The following is a 2,498-nucleotide window of genomic DNA, read 5'->3' as shown; positions in this document are numbered from 1 at the left end:
GATCACCGATCGCCTTCGAGAACGCCCTCCAACACACACCAACTACGCTGGCACCAGCCGCATAACTCGTGTCCAGGATTCGGGGTCAAGGCCCGCCAGCACCACCGATACCCCGAAGTGCTCCACCAGATCACGCAACACACTCAAGATCGGAATCAGCAACCGGTCAGGCAGCGCCTGAACTTCATCCAGCACGATGACCGACCCCGCCAGCCGATGCAGCTTCCGCACTGCGGAAGGCTTCCGCGCGAACAAAGACTGGAACAGCTGCACCGTCGTTGTCACCACAACCGGCGCATCCCAGTTCTCGGCAGCCAGGCGCGCCCAGGCCCCCGCACCGTCCTCCTCGTCCAGCTCCACCGAACTGTGGTGCTCCAGCACAACTGGCCCCTCTTCGCTCCCCTCAGGAGGATCGAGCAGGTCCCGGTACACGTCAGCGTTCTGCTGCGTGATGCTGATATACGGAACAGCGAACACCACGCGCCCCAGACCATGCTCAGCCGCGTGCCGCAATGCGAACCCACCCGCCGCAATCGTCTTCGCCCCGCCCGTCGGCACATGCAGCACATACATCCCCGGCGCACCCGAAGCCGCAGCCAACGCCTCCCCATACACCCGCTCTCGCAACTCATCCACCGGAGACGCATCACGCCGGGCGACCAACCGAGTCCTCCGCCATTCAAAACGCTTCAGCAACTCCCCCATCTCCGCCCGCACGCCAATGCGCGGCTTCCCGCCGGCGAAATGGGCCGCGGTATCGAGATAGTCCGCATCGACCACACAGCTGAACACCATGCGAGTAAAGACATCCAGGGCGAGGGCCCTCCTGGACGGCGACTCAAGCCCAGCAAGCCAAGCCGGCGGCAGGATTCGGTCGTTCCGCAGGATCTCCGGCACCACCCGGGCCACGGCCGCCGTCGCCTCCCGGGCACGATCCGCCTCTGGCCCAGCTCCCCGGAGCTCGGCCAGTACATCCTTGATCTTGTCCTGATCCGGCAGCCCTCCGTGGTGCCCCTGCACCACAGCGGCAAGCTGACGCCCCACCGTCTGCGTGGCAAGCACAGTGCCCGCTTCCTTGTGAGGAATCCCCACCGGCTTGCCCATCGGCTCAGCATGAAAGACCAACCGGTCCTGCCAGGCGCAGCACCCCTTCCCGACGTCATGAACCAGCGCCAGGTACTCAGCCACCTCACCCGCACCGAAAGCCTCGGCGAACGACCGCGCCAGGCCAGCTGAGCCACGCAGATGGTCCTCCAGACGATGCCGGCACCCCGACTGCGGGCTACGGCTGTGGGCAAACAACTCACGCACCGAAACCGATCCCCCAAGGTTCGAACCGCAGACCTCTCGAAGCCGCCACCCTAAGGGTTGTCCCGTAAATGATCTCTGAGTGGCTTCGGGCAGGGTGGGCTGCTGTGCGGCGGGTGGTCTATCCGGCGAGGGCGAGGTTGTGCATGCGGGCGATGCCGAGCATGGCGTGGTGGACGCCGTCGCCTTTGAGGCGGCAGTCGCGGAGGATCTTCCAGGTCTTCATGCGGGCGAAGGCGTGCTCGACGCGGGCGCGGACCTGTTTGTGGGACTTGTTGTGGGCCTGTTTCCAGTCGGGCAGTTCCTTGCCCTTGCGGCGTCGATGGGGCATCACGAGCCCGGTGCCCGGATAGCCGCCGTCGGCGATGGTCATCGTCTTGCCGACGGCGGCTTTCGCGCCGGACTCCTCCCATGCCTTGCAGTCGTTGCGGTTGCCGGGCAGGGGCTTGCCGACGACCACGACGAGGCGGGTGTCGGCGTCGATGACGACCTGGTGGTTGGTGGAGTACCGGTAGTTCTTCGACTGCTCGGCGACGGCGTGGTCGCGGGTGGGCACCAGGGTGCCGTCCACGATCAGCACGGTGTCCTTGGCGAACCGCTTGCGGGGCTGGAGGGCGAGCATCGGTCCGAGGTGATCGATGATCCGGTCCGCCGCCGACTTCGACACCCCGAACAGCGGAGCGAGCTGGCGCATGGTCAGGTTCGTGCGCCAGTAGGCCGCGACCAGCAGGGCCCGGTCCTCCAGCGGCAGGCTCCACGGCCGGCCCCTGCGGACCGCATCCGCACCCTGACGCCGCAGAACCGTCACGAGCTTCCCGAACTGCCGCGAGCTGAGCCCGGTGAACGGGGCTATCCAGGACGGCTCCGACGCCGTGATCACACCAGCCACGGACATGATCATTCCACTGAGTCGGAAACTCCTTCGACCATCGCGACCCGGCAGCGTTCCACCTGGTCAGCGAGCGCTTCCATGAACCAGCGCATGATCTCGTAAGGAATGACGTGCTCGTCGTGACTGTGGACATGGACGGTCGGTTCCAGACTCGGGTCCTCGTCTGGAACAAGAGCTACCAGGAAGGCGGCTCCAGGTGAGCGTGAACCGCCCCGGGTTCGGTAGAGATCTCAGATTGTGGTTGTGACCTGGGGTTTCGTGGATTCCATGTAGTGATTGGCCTCGTACTCGACGGGCG

2 protein-coding genes are annotated in these 2,498 nt (G+C 65.6%); both read right to left on the bottom strand.

Going from position 1 to position 2,498, the window contains the following annotated elements:
• Window positions 1-42 precede the first annotated feature (42 nt).
• A complete protein-coding gene (locus ACIRJP_RS42390) occupies window positions 43-1,311 on the bottom strand; it encodes a CRISPR-associated endonuclease Cas3'' (RefSeq protein WP_404186561.1) in 1,269 nt (422 codons plus the stop codon).
• Between the two features lie 118 nt (window positions 1,312-1,429).
• Complete coding sequence (locus tag ACIRJP_RS42385) at window positions 1,430-2,197, bottom strand: transposase (RefSeq protein WP_404186559.1); 768 nt, start codon at window positions 2,195-2,197, stop codon at window positions 1,430-1,432.
• Between the last annotated feature and the right edge of the window lie 301 nt (window positions 2,198-2,498).

Origin of the sequence: Streptomyces sp. NPDC102437 (assembly GCF_044765565.1) — a bacterium.
Taxonomy (GTDB): Bacteria; Actinomycetota; Actinomycetes; order Streptomycetales; family Streptomycetaceae; genus Streptomyces.
This window is presented reverse-complemented; position numbering and strand designations above follow the sequence as displayed.